At 51.1% G+C, this 18,524-nt stretch carries 17 protein-coding genes; 6 read left to right on the top strand and 11 right to left on the bottom strand.

Annotated features, from left to right (window positions below; translation table 11 throughout):
• Positions 1-10: 10 nt before the first annotated feature.
• From R6H26_RS26695 to R6H26_RS26675, 5 genes are all read right to left on the bottom strand, one after another.
• On the bottom strand, positions 11-499 hold the full coding sequence (locus R6H26_RS26695; RefSeq protein ID WP_404786963.1) for a hypothetical protein: 489 nt from the start codon (positions 497-499) through the stop codon (positions 11-13).
• A 213-nt stretch (positions 500-712) separates the two neighbouring features.
• The gene (gene acsF, locus R6H26_RS26690; protein WP_404786962.1) at positions 713-1,789 is read right to left on the bottom strand and encodes a magnesium-protoporphyrin IX monomethyl ester (oxidative) cyclase; all 1,077 of its coding nucleotides are present in this window, start codon (positions 1,787-1,789) and stop codon (positions 713-715) included.
• Between the two features lie 119 nt (positions 1,790-1,908).
• A complete protein-coding gene (gene cobD / locus R6H26_RS26685) occupies positions 1,909-2,988 on the bottom strand; it encodes a threonine-phosphate decarboxylase CobD (RefSeq protein ID WP_404786960.1) in 1,080 nt (359 codons plus the stop codon).
• A gap of 30 nt (positions 2,989-3,018) precedes the next feature.
• Positions 3,019-3,294 (bottom strand): HU family DNA-binding protein, encoded by a 276-nt coding sequence (locus tag R6H26_RS26680; RefSeq protein ID WP_404786958.1) that lies wholly within the window; start codon positions 3,292-3,294, stop codon positions 3,019-3,021.
• A gap of 520 nt (positions 3,295-3,814) precedes the next feature.
• Positions 3,815-6,220, bottom strand: coding sequence for a caspase family protein (locus R6H26_RS26675; protein ID WP_404786957.1), 2,406 nt, complete (start codon positions 6,218-6,220; stop codon positions 3,815-3,817).
• Between the two features lie 144 nt (positions 6,221-6,364).
• Between R6H26_RS26675 and R6H26_RS26670 the strand changes: the two genes are divergently transcribed.
• Complete coding sequence (locus R6H26_RS26670) at positions 6,365-6,850, top strand: plastocyanin/azurin family copper-binding protein (RefSeq protein ID WP_404786955.1); 486 nt, start codon at positions 6,365-6,367, stop codon at positions 6,848-6,850.
• Here the strand turns inward: R6H26_RS26670 and R6H26_RS26665 are convergent.
• The 6 genes from R6H26_RS26665 to R6H26_RS26640 all read right to left on the bottom strand — a co-directional run bounded on the left by R6H26_RS26665 (position 6,833) and on the right by R6H26_RS26640 (position 15,108).
• Positions 6,833-9,295: an ATP-dependent Clp protease ATP-binding subunit gene (locus tag R6H26_RS26665; RefSeq protein ID WP_404786954.1), complete on the bottom strand. Its 2,463-nt coding sequence runs from the start codon at positions 9,293-9,295 to the stop codon at positions 6,833-6,835. The two genes, R6H26_RS26670 and R6H26_RS26665, sit on opposite strands and share 18 nt — an antisense overlap.
• Before the next feature lie 355 nt (positions 9,296-9,650).
• Entirely contained in the window at positions 9,651-9,851 is a 201-nt protein-coding gene (locus tag R6H26_RS26660; RefSeq protein WP_404786952.1) for an NblA/ycf18 family protein, read from the bottom strand.
• A gap of 1,155 nt (positions 9,852-11,006) precedes the next feature.
• Positions 11,007-11,174: a hypothetical protein gene (locus R6H26_RS26655; RefSeq protein ID WP_404786950.1), complete on the bottom strand. Its 168-nt coding sequence runs from the start codon at positions 11,172-11,174 to the stop codon at positions 11,007-11,009.
• Positions 11,175-11,370: 196 nt separating this feature from the next.
• The gene (locus tag R6H26_RS26650; RefSeq protein ID WP_404786948.1) at positions 11,371-12,531 is read right to left on the bottom strand and encodes an ARPP-2 domain-containing protein; all 1,161 of its coding nucleotides are present in this window, start codon (positions 12,529-12,531) and stop codon (positions 11,371-11,373) included.
• A 2-nt stretch (positions 12,532-12,533) separates the two neighbouring features.
• Entirely contained in the window at positions 12,534-14,018 is a 1,485-nt protein-coding gene (locus tag R6H26_RS26645; RefSeq protein WP_404786947.1) for a hypothetical protein, read from the bottom strand.
• A gap of 217 nt (positions 14,019-14,235) precedes the next feature.
• Positions 14,236-15,108, bottom strand: coding sequence for a helix-turn-helix domain-containing protein (locus R6H26_RS26640; protein WP_404786946.1), 873 nt, complete (start codon positions 15,106-15,108; stop codon positions 14,236-14,238).
• A gap of 249 nt (positions 15,109-15,357) precedes the next feature.
• Between R6H26_RS26640 and R6H26_RS26635 the strand changes: the two genes are divergently transcribed.
• The 5 genes from R6H26_RS26635 to R6H26_RS26615 all read left to right on the top strand — a co-directional run bounded on the left by R6H26_RS26635 (position 15,358) and on the right by R6H26_RS26615 (position 18,431).
• Positions 15,358-15,840: a DUF1772 domain-containing protein gene (locus tag R6H26_RS26635; RefSeq protein ID WP_404786945.1), complete on the top strand. Its 483-nt coding sequence runs from the start codon at positions 15,358-15,360 to the stop codon at positions 15,838-15,840.
• A 79-nt stretch (positions 15,841-15,919) separates the two neighbouring features.
• Positions 15,920-16,375: a DUF6597 domain-containing transcriptional factor gene (locus R6H26_RS26630; protein WP_404786944.1), complete on the top strand. Its 456-nt coding sequence runs from the start codon at positions 15,920-15,922 to the stop codon at positions 16,373-16,375.
• Positions 16,376-16,501: 126 nt separating this feature from the next.
• Complete coding sequence (gene arr, locus R6H26_RS26625; protein WP_404786942.1) at positions 16,502-17,239, top strand: NAD(+)--rifampin ADP-ribosyltransferase; 738 nt, start codon at positions 16,502-16,504, stop codon at positions 17,237-17,239.
• Between the two features lie 147 nt (positions 17,240-17,386).
• Complete coding sequence (locus R6H26_RS26620; protein ID WP_404786940.1) at positions 17,387-17,818, top strand: GFA family protein; 432 nt, start codon at positions 17,387-17,389, stop codon at positions 17,816-17,818.
• A 10-nt stretch (positions 17,819-17,828) separates the two neighbouring features.
• Positions 17,829-18,431, top strand: a complete 603-nt coding sequence (locus R6H26_RS26615) for a class I SAM-dependent methyltransferase (protein WP_404786938.1) — start codon at positions 17,829-17,831, stop codon at positions 18,429-18,431.
• Positions 18,432-18,524 lie beyond the last annotated feature (93 nt).

Raw genomic sequence — 18,524 nt, 5'->3', positions numbered from 1 at the left:
CTGCAACGAGCTAGGGTTGAGAGCGAACGTTAAGGGTATAGCGGAAACCAGCCCCTGGCTCAAAAGCCCCAATCCATACCTTGTAGCTTCCAGAACTGAGATCGGACAGCACGAGCTCGGCATCCTTGCCGCCCCCAGCAGAATCATCGGAGCAGTAAAGGCGATTGTTGGGTCCTTCCACCACCAGGGTCGTATCTTGCTGCTTCGTCCTGAGCTGAAGCGTCATCTGAGATGTTTTTTGCTGGATCTCTATCGTGTGGTCTGGAGTCAAAGAACCGTAGCCCATACAGCGTTTCTGATTGCTATCGCGATCGCCCACCGTCTTGAACAGCGCCACCGCGCCTTTGACGTAACCGCGCAGATCCACATTTTGAGCGGGAGCGGCTAGCACTAGCGTAGTGCCTTGCTCTAATTCAGCCTTTGCAGGCGAGACAAGCCCTGCCGCCGTAACAGAAACCAAAAGGCCAACTGCTGCCCATTGAGACAAACGACTGAACATAGGGGTTATGGAGATTAAGGGTAAAAAGGTCGTACTAAACGATTGGATGACTTTGCAACTCGAAAGGTTGCGTACTTAACATACCCTTATTCTATTGCGATAATTCAGAGCGTCCGGGTTGAGTGTGCCAGTATTCACACCTGGTGAAATTACCCGCAAAAAAGCGCCCACGTTATTGGTGGACGCTCTCGAACTCATCGGTGCAGTGCAACGTTAACGCACGGCACCATGTAAATGATCGACTCGAATGGGCTTCATGAGGTACAGGCTAATAAACTGCACCGCATTGGAAAGATAGGCGGGCAGTTTTCGTAAAAACTTCACGGGAGCCAATCCATTAGACGCATCGACCGCGCGCAGCTTTTCGTTGTTTTTAATGCAGACTTCTAGGCGACTGTAGAAATCGGGGCGCTCCACATCCAAGATGACCGGGAAGATTCGCCCAGCCGTTTCGTTGGTCTTTTTGATGACGTACTTATCGTACTCGCGGGCATCGAGGCCCAAGGTGCGGTAGAACTTTGCCCGCTGCACGTCATTCAAGTACATGGTGGCAAACACGGACAGCAAAAAGAACCGACTCCACAGCCGCGACTCCAGGTTGTTTACAAAGGCAGGCTGCGATCGCAAGATGGCGTCGAAGAAGTCGCCGTGGCGGTTTTCGTCCTGGCACCAATTTTCAAAAAACTTGAAGATGGGGTAGATGCAGTCTTCGGGATGCGCTTCTAGGTGGCGGAAAATGGTGATATAGCGCCAGTACCCGATTTTTTCAGAGAGGTAAGTGGCGTAGAAAATAAATTTTGGCTTGAAGAAGGTATAGCTGCGGCTCTTCGTCAAAAAGCCAAGGTCTAGGGATAGGCTAAAGTCCGACATCGCCTTGTTCAGAAAGCCAGCATGGCGAGCCTCATCTCGCGACATGAGGTTAAAGCACTCGGCTAAGACGGGGTTTTTGTCCTTGAGGCGACGGCCCAGTTCTTTATAGAGCAAAAACCCAGAAAACTCAGCGGTGCAAGAGCGCTCTAAAAATTCGATAAAGAGCTGACGGGTTTCGCCGTCAATATGGTCCCAGGACTGAGCAAACTTGTCATCGCGGACAAAGTGCTTTTGGTTGTAGTCGGTACGAAACTCTTCTAAGAGCGCTAAAATCTCTTCTTCGTTGACGGAAAGGTCCATTTTGGCCATTTCGTCAAAGTCGGTCGTATAAAAGCGGGGTGTTAAAATCGTTTCCTTTGCAGGGACCTTAGCACCCGCGTGGAGTTCTTCAACATTAGGTTTGGTAGGGGTATTAACCATAAATCCTGTACCGTAATTGCTCGATGCTCTACATGCGCCTCTTTGTCATGTTACCTGAAGCCTTTCGGCAGAGCGGACGATCGCTCGATAAGTGTTACGTTTTTCAACACTTCGTCTTCTCAGAGGGCTGCCAGCAGTCGTTCATTCTCCGCTGCGGTACGGACGGCAACCCGGAAATAGCGATCGCCCAGCTCGGGAAAGCTCGTACAATCTCGAATCAAAATTCCGTACTGCTTCAGCAACCTCTCCTGTAACTTCGTGGCCGATCCATTACAGCGCACCAACGCAAAATTGACCGAGCCCGGAATGACCGACAGTCCTGACCGCTGGGCCAGCCCCTCTCGCATCTGCGGAATGGCACCTGCCAGCCAGCGATAGGTTTGCGCTTGAAACGCTTCGTCTCGGATTGCGGCAACCCCAGCGGCGATCGCCAAGGCATTTACAGACCAGGGATCTCGCCAAGACTGCCATTGCCGGAGCAAATCGGGATGGCCGATAGCGTAGCCCAACCTCAGGCCCGGAATGCTGTAGAACTTCGTGAGCGATCGCAGGACGACCACGTGGGGATAGTTCGCAATCTCAGGAATGAAGCTATGCCGATCCTGAGACGGGAGAAAATCCATAAATGCTTCATCGATCGCAACCCGACGAAAGCCGCGAACCCACTTCAGGACATCCGACTTCTGGAACAGGTGCCCCGTCGGGTTGTGAGGGTTATTGAGCAGCAGCCCCGCATCTGGGCCGAGATCGCTCGGATCCACAGCCATCCAATCTTGCAAAAGAAACGCGCCATCTCCGTGCAGCGCCGCCTCAGATAGAGCGTGGGGACGGACCTTTGCATTGAACGACTTTAACGCCCGCCAGTAATCTCCAAAGGCAGGCGTCAACAAATGCACCCAAGCCATTTCGCCGAGACTGCGACAGGCCCATGTCAAAAGTTCCGCCGCGCCGTTGCCCACCATCACCCATTCCAGCGGCACGCGATGAAAGTGACTTAACTGCTCGCGCAACACCGTCGCGCTGGGATCGGGATAGGCCTGGATATCCCCCAAATGCTGCGCGATCGCTTCTAGCACGGAAGGCGGAGGCCCCAGCGGATTGATGCTGGCGGAAAAATCTAAAATTTCTTGGGGGCGGCAACCAGCTTGGGCTGCGGCCCAAGCCAAGTTGCCGCCGTGATGCGGACGCAGTACAGACAAACCGATCCCGTTGAACCTTGCTGAGGAAGCCTATTTAGCCACTTTTTCCTTAAAAAGTTTCCCTGCCGAAAACGCAGGCACCTTGGTGGCTGGGATCTTCATTTTGTCACCCGTTTTGGGGTTGCGCCCCTCGCGCGCTTTACGCTGACGAGATTCAAAGGATCCAAACCCGACCAAGGTCACCTTCTGTTCAGAAGAGACTGCTTCAACAATGGTTTCGAGGGCAGCGGATAACACTGCATCGGCTTGCTTCTTGGTCACGCTCGCCTTATCGGCGATCGCATCGACCAGTTCTCCCTTATTCATGCATGAACTCCTTTATGGATTCATAAATTGGTTTAGATATCGTAGCTATCCAGATCTGCCTTGAGTGGTATCAGTGAGAAGTTCTAAAAAGAATATCTCAAAGAAGCCGCTAGAAGCCGTACAGGCAAGAAGTTTCAATGGCTCATTCTAATGGGTATTCAAAAAATATAAAACTATGAAAGCTAAAAAGATATAGAGATTTGAAGATTTTTTATAGCCTTTTCCTTGAAATCTATTGCGCTATTTTTTTTTGGAAGACGATGCAAAGCCCAAAATCCTTTCTGGGCAACGCTTTAAAGGATTTTGACGCTCGAGCGGCTTTATCAAATTCAGTTCAAAAAAACCTCAAAGAATTTTGGCAAAGGGGGTCAATTCTGTTGGTAACTATAGGTTCTGTAACAGTTTGTTAATTTTTAGAAGCGTCGGCAGGTCAATTCCGCTAGAGCCTACCTTGCGGCAGAGTATAGTACATCTCTGTTTTCTCTCCATCGTCCTAAAGGCAAACTTCCTCGCGGTCGCTTTAGGTCGTCGTATAGATCAATTGTAAGGTGGCCCATTCTCTGAGGTCTAAAGCCCATAGATTTTTGCCTGAAATGCCAAGGGCGCTGGTTTCGGGCAAGCTTGCTTGATGCAGGTCTGCAAAAATGGATTGGGCGATCGCCAAGGGTTTGGGCAATGCGGCAAAGCCGGGCGAAATGCTGGGCAGAATCAATTTCATTCCATTGGTCTGAGCCGCTAACGTTTGTGCTAGCGGCTGGCGGGTGCATACCACAAATATCTCGTTCAGTCCTGCAACGGCGCTTGCCTTCCAAGCTTGAGCGGCAACGGGCAAGACTAACGAACTGCCGGGCTGAATTGCAATGGGTTTCAAGATCGGCTTGCGCTCGGCAATGGGATTACCGTCGATCGCATAGCTGGCAAAGGCAGATGTCCCGCCGTTAAACCCTACCAACAGCACGTAAACAGGAGTCGTATCCCAATTGCTAAGGCGGTATTGAATGCGCGTACCGCTGGGAATAGAAAACGCTTTGCTGCTTTTTTCGGCCCTAGGTGCAACGGGTTCCGCCATTTCGACCATTGCAGGCAGGGGTACCGCAAACCTTGCACTCTGCACCCGTATTAACGGTTGGGGAGATTCTTCAACCTGCTCCAGGGTTGCACTGACTCGCAGGGCAGCGGTTCCGTCGTTGAGACTGAGTTCCAAAAGCTTCATGGCAAGCAGCGTATCTAGAGTCGGCTGAAGCCGTTCGATCGCCCGTTTAACCACTTCCCCGCGATCGCCAACGGTATTGGGGATGACCGCGCCTCCTAAATAAGCGAGGCCATAGCTAGCAGTCGGCGGTGGTTCGATCGGCAAGGTTAAGAAAGAAGGGCCAGACAGGAGAGGTGCCGACGCATCGACGAGCATTGGAATCTTAGTAAAAACATAGTCTGCAGGCTGTTCGGTTCTGACCATTTGGAGGCTGTTTCTTGCCATCGAAACAACGCTCGTGGCATCGACTCGTTCGATGCGGCTGAGGTTATTCCCGAGGGCCAACCGGAGCGAAATCGCGCGGGGGAGCACCCGGATGGCTTCTTCTAGAAATAACGCTTCTTCTAGTAATGGACCGGAAAGATGCCGGGCGATCGCCGTCCAACCCTGTCGCGAACGCAGTTGCACTAGGGTCGTAGCAGTTGCTTCCGAGCGATCCGCCGCATTGACCTCCGACGAGGGCGCATCGATCGGGCGATTCTCGCTCCCTGCTCCCTCCGTCGGCACAGCGGGCGGAATGGTGGAAACGTCAGCGGATGGATTCTTAGCGTACTTTAGGGCGTGAAAGCAGCTTTGAACTTGATAGTGCTCCAGCAGGGCGTCGGGCAGTCCGCCCAACCAGAGCTTGGCGGTTTGCCCGCGCCGATCTACGAGGGTCACGAACCCAACGGTTTGAGGCATAGGCGTAAATTCCCCGGACCAAGGGAGCATCCCCAGGCTTTTTTGGCCTCTAACCGTGGGTTGAGTGCCAGGGCCATTGTGTCGGACGAGCTGGGCAGAGAGCTTTCCGAACTGAATTGTGATATTTGCAGCAGGCGTATCCGCCCAAAGCTGCTGCGTCAGTCCGGCAGAGAAGATGCCCGCCGAAAATCCGTCGCGGTCTTGTTCTAGCGCCATCGATTGGGCGGCAGCGGCAGCTAATACTAGCCCTGGCAACTGTCCCGACTGACGTTGGACCTGGACTTGGTCTCGGGTAAGCTGGGTTTGCGCCAACAGCCGATCCTGAAAGGCGAGTTCTGCCGCCAGCGGCGCTTCCACTTCCCAGGGGGGCAGCGCCCGCTCTCGCAAGCTTTTGCATCGCAGCCCTCCTACAGGCAAAATGCCGCAATCTAGAAGCGTTGTGACTCGGTCGGTCGAGAGCGATCGCAACAGTAAAAACAGCGTATCTTCATAAATGCCGTTCAACAGCGGCATCCCTCCCGATGTAGCGTCAGGCAATTCAACATCGTAGGGAACCAATACTTGGCGATCGCCGTAGGGCTGTTCCCCTTTTTCTAGTGAAGTTTTGGCGCGCATCAGGCAGCCGTAGCCGCTAAAGTGAAACACGACAATATCGCCAGGTCGTACTTGCTCGATCAGATGAGCGGTAAAGGCCGTTTCGATATTGCTGCGCGTCGCTTCTGCATCGACCAACGTAAGAATGTCTTGGCGACTGAACCCAAAGCGATGCATCAGAAGTTCTCGCTGTAGGTCGACATCCGTAACGCTCCCCCTGAGCGGGACGATATTGCGCCCGCGGGGATAGCGATCGATGCCCACCAAAAGCGCGAGTTTGCGGGACGTGGCCTGAGCTAAGACCGTCTGATAGCGCTGGGCTAGGCTTGCATTGCCCAGCCACAGGCCAGCACTGGTTAGCCCCGCCTGCCGAATCAGCTCGCGACGTGTCAATGACATGGTGTCTCTCTTTCTGCGGATCGGGGAAGGTAGAGGCCTTGCTGCCTATTGTCCGCTAGTTTCCTTTTCAAACTTAACCCGTTCTTCCAACCTGAAATCTCTTTTTTTCTGGTACGGTAAAATCGTAGTTCGCGAGTACAGCGTATGGTAAGCCGATTCGGCCTCTCCCCGCGATGGCAACGTGTTTTTATTGTAGGGATCTGCGCGATCGCAATTTTGTTCTGCCCCTTGGGGTTCATGGCTGACCCTGCTTTTGCTGCAGCAGTAACGCTAGCAAAGCAGCCACCCATTACAAAAACCATTGCATTGGGAAGCGCGGCGGGAGACCTCAAATTCATGCCCGATCGCCTCGCCTTTAAGGCGGGTACCCGCTACCGATTGATGCTCGAAAACCCGAGTTCTCTCAAGCATTACTTTACGGCCAAAGATTTTGCCGACGCCATTTGGTCTCAAAAGGTCGATGCGGGCAACGTAGAAATCAAAGGGGCAATTCACGAACTCGAATTGCGCCCCGGTTCCCATGCCGAGTGGGTGTTTATTCCGCTGCGGGCGGGCATCTATCCTTTACGCTGCACTGTTCCGGGCCATACGGAAGCTGGCATGGTAGGAAGTCTAGAAATTACTGGATAGGGTGATCGCTTCCACCGTACCCTGCAAGATCTTGATTTCCCCCTCCTCTACGTCGATCGCGATCGAATCTCCCGCTTTGACGCGACCGGAGAGAATTTCTTCCGCCAAACAGTCTTCCAAGAGGCGCGTAATGGCACGACGCAGGGGACGCGCGCCCATCTCTGGGTTGTAGCCTTCGACCAGCAGACGATCCTTAAAACGCTCCGTCACGTCTAAATGAATGTCTCGCTCTGCTAGGCGGCTAAATACTTCTTTCAGGAGGATATTGCCAATCTGTCGAACCTCATCGCGGTTGAGTTGCCGGAAAACAATGACCTCATCGAGCCGATTCAGAAACTCTGGCCGAAAATACTGCTTCAGCTCTTCATTGACGATCGCCGCAATCCGACTGTATTGAACGCCTTCCTGATTATCGCCAGACAGGTCGAACCCTAGCCCACCGCCGCCCTTGGCAATGACCTTAGACCCGATATTGGAGGTCATAATCAGCATCGTGTTCTTAAAATCCACCGTACGGCCCTTGGAATCCGTTAAGCGGCCATCCTCTAAGATTTGCAGCAGCAGATTGAAGATATCGGGGTGGGCTTTTTCAATTTCGTCGAATAGCACCACCGTATAGGGCTTGCGCCGCACAGCTTCGGTTAGCTCTCCCCCTTCGCTAAAGCCGACATACCCCGGCGGCGCGCCAATGAGCTTGGAAACGGTGTGGCGCTCCATATATTCGGACATGTCCAGCCGAATCATGGCGTCCTCTGCCCCAAAGAAAGAAGCCGCCAATGCTTTGACCAACTCGGTTTTGCCGACGCCCGTCGGGCCAGAGAAGATAAAACTGGCGATAGGGCGGTTGGGGCTTTTGAGTCCCACGCGGGCGCGACGAATGGCGCGGGATACTGCTTGGACGGCTTCCTCTTGACCGATCAGACGTTGGTGCAGGGTGTTTTCCATCTCTAGAAGCTGCCCGGATTCGGTTTCGGTGAGTTTGCTCACGGGCACTCCCGTCCAGGAGGCTACGATGTGGGCAATGTCTGCTTCGTCCACTAACGGCATAGAAGGCGCATTAAGGGCGGTTGGGTCTTGGGTGGCGGTTTGGATCTGTCCCCGCAGGTCTAATTCGCGATCGCGGATCTTGCCTGCCAGGGAGTAATCTTGGCTGCGCGTGGCATCGCCCTTTTCCTGGAGCGCTTGACGCAGTTCTTTGTTCAAGCTTTTTGCTGCCGAAAATTGCTTGGAGTGCAGGATCCGAGCGCGAGAGCCCGCTTCGTCCATCAAATCGATCGCCTTATCAGGCAGCAATCGGTCGGAAATGTAGCGATCGGAAAGCTGAGCAGCAGCAACCAAGGCGAGGTCGGAAATTTTAAGTTGGTGATGCTGCTCGTAGCGACTCCGCAACCCCTGCAAAATCAGAATTGTCTCCTCAACACTGGGCTCCCCGACCATCACGGGTTGGAAGCGGCGCTCCAAGGCTGCATCCCGTTCGATGTACTGACGATATTCGTTTAAGGTCGTTGCGCCAATACATTGCAGCTCGCCTCGGGCTAGAGCTGGTTTCAGGATATTGGCCGCATCCAGTCCGCCTTCTGCGGCTCCAGCACCCACCAAGGTGTGAACCTCGTCAATGACCAAAATGATATCCTTACTCGTCTGGACTTCCTCGACGATCTTCTTGAGCCGTTCTTCAAACTCGCCGCGATACTTGGTGCCAGCAATCAGCGAACCCACGTCTAGAGTGAGCACTCGCTTATCTTCTAGGGTTTTCGGGACATCGCCATTGGCAATTCGCTGGGCCAAGCCCTCGGCCAGAGCGGTCTTGCCTACGCCGGGTTCGCCGATCAAAAGGGGATTGTTTTTGGTGCGACGACCCAAAATTTGGATCACTCGCTCAACTTCAGTATAACGACCGATGACGGGATCGAGTTTGCCTTCGGCAGCCAGTTGGGTTAGGTCAGTGCCGCATTCATCTAAGGTTGATGTCTTTTTTGAGCTTTGGCGACCGACCGCCAAGCGAAGGGGCTTCTCGGATATCAGTGCCATGACCTTGTCCCGAATTACTTTGGGTTCAAGCCCAAGATTTTCGAGCACTTTTGCCGCTACCCCCTCGCCATCTTGGAGCAAGCCAAGCAGCAGGTGCTCGGTTCCGACATATTCATGACCCAACTGCTGGGCCTTTTTTAGAGCCAGATCCAATACGCGGCGGCTCCGAGGGGTAAAGGGCACTTCCGCAGCAACGATGCTAGAACCCCGGCCCAGTAATTCGGCAACTTCAGTGCGCGCATCCTTCAGGGTGACCCCAAGAGAGGTTAAGACTTTTGCGGCAATGCCAGTTCTCTCTCCAATCAACCCCAATAGGATCTGCTCTGTCCCGACAAAATTGTGCCCGAGGCTACGGGCTTCTTCTTGCGCGAGCATAATGGCCTTGATGGCGCTCTCGGTGAAGCGGTCAAACATGATACTTATCCTGAATAAAGGGAGGAGCGGCGACGTCAGAGTTCTTCCGGAAGGCCGAGTTTGAGAGCGGAAGAAAACGCTTCATTGAGGGTAGGTACTCCCAATGGGGAATAGTCTAGATTGACCGTTTCATTCGGTTGCGAACGATGGTTTGGGGGAATAGAGAAGAGTTATCACCTTGCCTAATCTTGGCTTTTAAACTGAAGCGATTAATGCAATATTCGAATCCATAATTGATGTCTTTAGACTAGCCTGGACGTTTTGATTCCAGAGAAGCACTTTGCAGAAAACTGATAGAAAAGAGTCGAACTAAAGGGCTGCAATGACGAGAAGCGGTTCCAGGAAGAGATTTTCTCTATTCAGCGAGAAAAGTATCTAATTCAAATTTCCATTCTTGCTGTAGGAGCTCTCGGTATAAGGTTTGCTGAATCATCATGAGCTTATACTGATCGATTAAAAAATCTTGCGCCTGTTCGCGCGACATTTGCTGAACGAGATCTGAGAAACGTCTCAGAGTGAATTCTTGCTCTAAAGTGAGTTCAATCGACGAATCCATCCCTAATTTCCCTCAAGCGAACGAGTCAATCTAAACGCTTCAAACATCCTGAAACCCAATAGGGACAAGAAGAAAGAGGAGTTTTACGCATTCATTGATTGCTTTATGAGAAACAGTGTAACAAATATTTACATAGCTGACATCTGTCGAACCTAGGAGGATTACCGTACTGATGAGCAATGATGACACTCCTAAACCGACTGCGCTTGCTTACCCCATCGTAAATTTCCCTTAGTCGGGACTGATTCCATAAAACCGTCACACTTTACATGAATTTAGGAGTGACGGTTTTACAGGATTAAAGGCTGATAGAAATAGAATCGAATTCAACAGCAGCAAGATAGCTTTCTGTAGTCTTTTTAATCGCTATTTTGCAGGCCCATCATGCCGTTTTGGATCTTTCTTCTGTTTTTTATTTTCTTCAGAGGTTCCCTTTGTTTTTTTAGACTCTTTGTTCCCTTTTTGTTCTTTGCCCACGGTCAACACCTCAATATAAGCTGTATTCGATCTGTCTGAAACGCTTGTCTCTAAATAAACTTACTATTTAGATAATTTCTGGATGGATTATATAAGTTCAGGGAAGCGAGCTTATGCAGGCTTGCCCCTTCGCTTGCAGCAAATGATTTACTAGTTCCACTTGGGTTTTGAGTTTTGTTTCATTAAAATTAAATCCGTTCAAGTTGGATTCAAAAACGCTGAGCGGATTTGAATTTTGCGCTTTGAAGATTTTCCCTGACCGAATATTGTGTTTGAATTCGATGGACATCCAAGGCAGTTGCCTTGAACAAGTAGCGTCATCGCGATGGATAGTCCTATTATAGCTTGCTATCCCCTGCGAAGAATTCAAAAATACGCTTACGGAGCGGGTATTGGGAGATATGCTGCGCGAGCTCCTTTGAATCGAAGCTCTCAGATCGAACGGATTCAATCCGCATTACTAGAGCAGAAAATTTAAATCTGGTATTTTAATCGTTTTGGAATTCCCTTTCATTAGACCTCTTGTATGAATGACAAAACAGGATGTTCGAGGCTAGGAATCCGCACATAAGAATGATTCATGCAAGAAACCTCCTCAATCAGCTTAGCCAAAGCATTGCCTCATAAGATTGCGCTCGTCGGGCATTCGCTATCTTTAGCCTGCCTGTAATCATTTTTTCAAGCTTCTTGAGTGAGATCGCCCCACCAAAGCCAACCTAGTGCCACCACCCACGCCATTCCTTGAGCGCGCGCAGGGCGATCGCCCCCCCAATATTGTTCGGTTAAGTTCAGCGATCTTTGCACTCGGCCCCCCAGCCCACCAATTCTGGGGGATTCTGAACTCAAAGTCCCCAAAAATTGGGGGATTTAGGCTTCGATGTGAGGCTTCGACGGTGAGCTCAGCCGAACCGCGCTCAGCCGAACGTGGGCGGGTGCAATGTCTTTGCTTCTTATCCGAACAGTATTGGATCGCCCCCTGCAAGACAAAACTGTATTTGCCTTGAGAAACAGCCCCACCAACAACAAGATTGACGGGAATTTCCTAGGATTTCATCCGCTTCGTAACCTGCTCTCTCACCTGCTGATTAATCAAATAACCAAACCCAGCCTTTTCCAGCCGCTTCACCAACTCATCTAGCGTAGTATTCAACGCCGCCGCCGTCGCTGCCAGATTCCAGTTATGTTCAGCAAGCTGACTCAGCAAGTACACCCACTTCGTTTGCGAAGCTGAGAGACAATAGGTTTTCAGATATTCCAACTCCCCATTCTCTCGCACGATCGCCTCCCCAATGTAATTCTCAGCATGAGGGTCCAGATCCGTAATAAACCGCTGAAGGAAAAACGAATTCGTCGTATAAACTATCTGGGATTTGAGCGCGCGATCGAGCAAACCTTCCGCCATAAACCCTTGAAATTCCGCCCAATCCGTTCTCATTTGCGTCACGCCCCGTCGCAGGTCGGCAAGCGTTTTGACCGATCGCTCGTCAATAGAACAGCTCATCGGCGAAGGCCCATCGTAGATGCAGGCATATTGGAAGATCAACTCGCTGTAAAAATCCTCCAGCAAACTGCGATGCAATACCCGATAATCCTCCGGCGTGGGCACCACAAACGCTGAAGCCAGCGCGCCCGCCACAAACAGCAAAACCCCCACCTGTCCCTCGTGAATTTCAAACATGCGGATGGCATCTTCTAGCCCTGCGATCGCCCGTCCGCTCGCAGTCCATTCCCAGCGACTCCCCAGCCCGTGGGATTTTGCATAGCGAGAATATTCCTGCCAAGCAATCTCTGGCCCCTTAAAATACAGCGACAGAAACCCCTCCATTGCCAAATGGAGCGGCAAAAACCGAAGCTGATTCCCCTGCTCGCGCTTTGCCATGCGATGCATCAGTTTCACACTGCCGCAGCTCCCATGGAGCGCCTTCCCATCCCGTTTCTGGAACTGTCCGCCATAGGCCACCACAGGTTCGCCATTGTCGCTCCAAGACATCACCAAGCCGTGGGGAACGTAGGATAAATAACTCGCATTCCCCACATCCACCACCGTCAGATCGTCCTGGTAGCTGCGCTTAAACAGCCGCAGATCGCCGCGCACCTGAGACCGCAGCAACGGCACGATGCGAATTGCACCGCAGATTTGGGAGGGGGCGATCGCCAATCCCTTCAGGGCAATATCTGCCAGTAAATGTCGCTTTTGAGCCATGATTAAACGCCTCTCAGAAATTGCTGCACTCGCGCAGCCAGGTAGTCTTCCAGTTCTGCGAGGGACGCATTCCCTTCCGCAAACCGGGCAAACCCCAACATCGTCGGCAGATCTTCCGCCTCCCGCAGACCCACTGTGGGAATGTGAGGACTCAGCGGACGCAGGGAAAAGTCTTCAGGATTAAACACGGGGTTGCAGTGAATAATCGACACGCGCCGCTGCGGATCTAGCTTTTCGCGATAAACTCGCAATACTTCCGCAGCCCCTTGAGGCGGATCGTTCTCGCAGCCATCGGACACAATTACGACTAAATTTGCACCCCAATCCAAGGCATCCAACAGCGGCGTCGCCAGATTCGTTTGCCCCCGTTCTTGGACGAACAACGGTTCTTGGACGGGAATCGTCCAAAAGGCTCGGTATTCTTGGGCAGCCAGTTGCAGCAAGTAATGCGCGCCCAACGCCACTCCCAACGGTCGCCGCCGCTTTTCGCTAGAGCCAGAGGCAGAATAGCTACAGTCCAACACCGCCGCCACCCGACCCAGCTTCAAGGGCGCTTTGTACAGCACCTGTCGCGCAGACTTTTGCAACGCTTGCTCCAGTTCGGACTGTCGCTCTTTCCGTGCCCGAACGGGCAACGACAGAATATAGAGCAACAACTTGGTCAGCGGCATGTGTCCGAGTTCCAGGTCAATGTTCGTTTGCGATCGCCCAGCAGCCCCCTGAAGCCGAAGTTTTTCGCCGCTGGTCATTTGAGCCTGAATTTTCTCTAGAAACAATCCACGGGGAATTTTATGTTTCTGGGCCAATCCTTCCGCGATCGTGAACGGCAGATCGTACACCGCTCCCGCACTGTAGTGCGCTTGCCGAAACGACTCGAACAGCTTGGTTTCATAGGTGCGCTGTTGCCAGTTACGAAACAGAAATGGCCCCAGTTCTCCCGCTAATTTCAAATGGGCATGTTTGGCGATCGCCTTCACCTTTGGCCGATACTTCACCGCATCGAAGGTCATATCCCGACGTTGGGCCAGGTAATCGCGGGCGATCGCCCGACTGCGACGATTGTTAATTCCTTGCTGGCGCAATTGCGCTAACAACTTCCAGGCCCGCTGTGGGGGAAACGCCTGTAACGCGGCTGCAATCAACGCCCCCTCTTCCTGTCGATGTTCTGGCAGCGTATGCCGCCCCGTCGCCAATAGCTTGAGGATAATCTGGGCTTGGTTGAAATGATTGATGCCTGCGGCCAGCGATCGCGCATAGAGCAATCGATAGTTCCCCAAGATGTAGTCGTGGAGAAAATCGATGGAAACCCTTTGCCCGTAGGCATCGTCGTAAAATTCGCGCTGTCCGGTACAGGCCAAACACGCATTGATAAACATCACCAGATCTTCGCGGGCAACCTGGGCAATGCGGCTAGCGGCGGAATGTAACATCGGTTGAAAACTGCGGATGTAGCAGAAGCGAACTGAATCGGCGGGAAATGGCGGCACGACTATCTAGGACAGTGATAGAGACTGGTTTCGGAAATCGCACCAAAGTCCCGCACCGATTCAGTCCAAACTTCTCGATCGGGATGTTTCGCCTAGGGCGAAACTCCCCATACGCAGCACAACCGAGGTCATACCGCGTGCTACTAGCGTACTACAAAAACACTACATTCGCAATCCAATCCATGTCACACTGCTCGCTGCTTAAAAACAGGGTTGTTTAATTTGCCCTGTAGGCTTTCGGAGTGATGCCTGTCAATTGCCGAAATGTTTTGCTTAAATGGCTGTGGCTGTTAAATCCACACTCTAAGGCAATATCTACAATCGAGCGATCGCTGCGTTTCAGCAACAGCTTTGCCTGCTCTATTCGCTGTTGGAGAAGATATTGGTAGGGGGACATCCCGATCGATCGCTTGAACAGATGGCAAAAATGAAATTGACTCATCCCGATCGATTCCGCCAAATCTGCGAGTTTGATATCTCGATCGAGACGATCGTGGATATATTCCAATACCTGTTGCAGTTGTCGCTGTGGCAATCCGCCTTCATAAACCAAACGATCTGCTTTAGAACCCGAGTATTGCCTGAGTAATTGGATTGCCAGCATATTGGTCAGGGAGTCAATGTACAACCTGGTGCCTAAATTGTTCTGGTTGAGTTCAGTCCGCAACAACATCATAATTGCCTCAAGTTGAGGATTGCGCGTCCGAAATGTAGGAATGACTTCAAGCTGATCTGAATTCATTGCTAGTGCTTCGGTGGCAACCTGCTCCATGAATCGCGAGGCAATGCGAATCTGCAATAGGCGATCGTCGCTCTCCCAGCGCGCAAAAAAAGGTGCTTCGGCAGGCGTAATGGAAAAGTCACCCTTCCCGTACAGCCCTGTATAGGAGCTGTCTCCCTGAATTTGCAGCAACCGAACTGGTCGGGGAGCCAGCGACAAACAAATGACGTGGTCATTGGGGTAAAGCATTCTCCCCTCTCCCGCAGGATGATGAAACTCCTCGACCGAGATATTGTCCCAACCCTGAGTTTGACTCGAAAAAAGGGGCTGGCTGGCACAGGCAATCTGGTGTTTGGCGATCAGCTTCATGGTGCAACCCAAAGTCATCTAATGTTGACGGCATCCATTTCCCCATTTTACTAAACCTTCTCAGAACCGCCCGCAAGATTGTGATAGTGCCGCAGGATTTAGATAGCTGAGCCTAGGTTATTTGCCTATGCTGAACTAGTGTAAAAGATCGTTGTTCTTGCCAAAATCATTCAGATAGTTGCTGTGGGGCAATGAGGACATCTCCGATCGCTCAACAACATTGTTCAACCATTATTTCCAAGAGGCTTTATGATAACTTTCGCATTGAAGCTGTTCGCAGCACTGGGCTGTGGACTAATCGCTGGGGTCTTTTTCGCTTTCTCAACCTTCGTGATGAGCGCCCTTGCGAGACTCCAGACAGCACAGGGTATTGCCGCCTTCCAGTCCATCAATATCACGGTTTACAATCCATGGTTTATGGGGGCTTTCCTAGGAACAGCCTCGACTTGCATCTTTCTGGCTGTCTCCTCGCTGTTAAAGTGGCAGCAACACGGTGCCGCTTACTTGCTCGTTGGCAGCTTGCTCTACCTCGCGGGCACAGTAGGAGTGACAATCCTGTTCAACGTGCCGTTGAACGACGCACTGGCGGTTGTCGATCCGGGTAGCGCTGACGGTGCAAGCCTGTGGAGTCGTTTCGTTCCCAACTGGACGTTCTGGAATCACGTGCGGACAATAGCAGCACTGGCGGCGGCAGCAGTGTTCGCGATCTCGCTCGGCGATCGATATTTGTAAAATTTCTCATCGATCTTCATGACGGTTGCATAACCTACCATGGAAATAGAGCCAATAAGTTAAGCAAAATCAAAATTGAATGCTTTACCAAACTTATCAACCTCGATCGCCGCTCTCACAATTTGTTGAACTGCTCTGGAGTCGAGAAGGAGAGAACTTACCTAAAACGCAGTCTCGATTGTTACCCATCGGTTCGATGGAGTTGGTTATCAATCTCTATGCCGAGGATATTGTGATGATTGAAGGTGACGGTACCGTTACTACAGGAAAAGAAGCCTGTCGCCAAGGAAGAGCTATCTTTTTTGACAAAATGTTAGTTGAGTTTAGAGAGTCTAGGTCGATCGATCAAAATATCGCAGTTTCAGCCGATCGCACTTATGACTTCGTTGTAGTTTCCAATTGGTACAATGATTTCACCATTAGATATGGCGATCGAATCATTGATAACAAAAGCAATCAGCTTTCGATCGGTTATTGGAAAGATGGTTTAGTTGTCAAGGAGAGTTATAACTATCCAGTGATTTTAATGACCTAGCGATCGCTACATAACAAATCCCGTTGTATACCGCCCTTATGCAGTTAGATGGTTAAGACCAAAAGGTTATTAACGGCGAGTGACAAGAGTTGTTAAGCGCTCATTGCAGATTAGGAGAATATAGACATGAACAACGACATTATTGGCACCACCGACAACCTACGGACGAAGCGTTTCTACCATGGAACACGGGCCGAGCTGAGTCCAGGAGACTCGATCGATCCCCGCAATCCTCTGGATGTGGGTGAGCGGGACAGGATGACAACCTATGTCTACCTAACTCCCAATCTGGATGAAGCCATTTGGGAGGCAGAAATCGCGGTCGGCGAAGGTTCTGGCAGAGTCTACATAGTTGAGCCGATCGGCCAAGTTGGAGATGTCTCAGACCTGACGGATTGGAAGCCTTCGGGACATCCGTCAATGTCATGTTATTCCCGCGAGCCGTTGCGGGTCGCGGGCGAGGTCACGGATTGGACTCTTTACCATGGCACGCGGGCTGACTTAAAGCCAGGAGACCTGATTAAGCCGGGGCACACCCCTAACTTTGGCAATAAAAGTAGGACAACAAACTACGTCTATCTAACCCGAACTCTGGATGCAGCCATGTGGGGCGCGGAGCTAGCCGTCGGTGAAGGTTCTGGCAGAATTTATATTGTGGAACCGACTGGTTCGATTGAAGACGATCCCAATCTGACGAATCAGAAGTTTCAGGGTAATCCGACGAAGTCATTCCGCTCGCGTGAGCCTCTACGGGTTACGAGCGAGATCGCGGATTGGCAGGGGCACTCACCTGAAGCGATCGAAGCCATGAAGGACGGACTTGAACGACTTGAGCGACTTGGTGTTGAGCCAATTGACGACTGAAAGAGAGCCACGTCGAAAGTAAGCTGGTTTGCAATCGGTGATGATGGGCAACAATATGAAACCATTCCACCAGGCGGTATTTGTGAAGTGTACAAACGAGTGATAAATGACCACCTGTAAATAAATCAGATAAACAAGGAGAGAAATATGTCAAATTTAATTACGGGCAAGGGAAGTTGTCTTTGCGGAGCAGTTCATATTTCCGCTAAAACAATGACTAATAAAGCTGGTGCGTGTCATTGCAGTATGTGTCACAAATGGGCAGGCGGGCCTTTGATAATGGTTGACTGTGGCAGAGATGTATCTTTTCAAGACGAAGAAAATGTGGCTGTTTTTAATTCGTCAGAGTGGGCTGAACGTGGGTTTTGCAAGAAGTGCGGCAGCCATCTATTTTATCGATTGAAAGCACAGAATCAATACTTTATGCCTGTTGGTATTTTTGACGGTGTCGATCAATTTGTTTTTGACCATCAGATTTTTATAGAAGAAAAACCTGAGTATTATTGTTTTTCTAACGAAACGCAAGATATGACTGGAGCAGAAGTCCTTGCAATGTTTTCTTCTGTAACTGAGTCATAGGAGTAAAATTATGACGATGCACGAACGACAACAGCAAAATTTAGGTGTTGTAAGCGGTCTGCTGATGCAGATGTTTGGACGCCCCAAAGGATTACTGGGTCGATTGGGCGGCATCATCTTAGCCCGCACGAAACGTGATTTTATTCAGTGGGTGATTCCTTTACTCGAAGTTCATCCAGATAGCAAAGTGTTGGAAATTGGATTTGGGCCTGGAGTAGCTATTCAGATTTTAGCGGCTACGGCATCAACTGGATTTGTTGCAGGTGTTGACTACTCCCATGAAATGGTCGAGCAAGCCAGAGCGCGAAATGCGAAAGCGATTGAGTCAGGCTTAGTAGAGCTTCAGTATGGCTCAGTTGAAAAACTGCCATTTGCAGATGACACCTTCGATCGAACCTTAGCGATTAACTCCCTGCAAGTTTGGTTCGATGCGATGGCTGGGTTGCGCGAGATGCGGCGAGTGATGACGGTAGGTGGCAAGATTGCACTGGGGTTTAATCGCTCGTCTGGGCAATCGAGTACTGGATTGACCGAGATGTTGACAGAGGCGGGTTTTATCGATGCACATCTAGTAAAAACAGAAGCGGGTTTCTGTGTGCTTGCCATTAAATAGTTGGCTGAGAAAAATATATGCAGATCACCACATCAGCAACGTTTATCAAGCAATACTTTAGCTTGAGCAAATAGTCCAAAGAGCAGCGTACAT

This window comes from Altericista sp. CCNU0014, assembly GCF_044923475.1.
Classification (GTDB): domain Bacteria; phylum Cyanobacteriota; class Cyanobacteriia; order Thermosynechococcales; family Thermosynechococcaceae; genus JAAURS01.
Note: the sequence above shows the minus strand (reverse complement) of the source record. Positions and strands in the feature narration are given on the sequence as shown.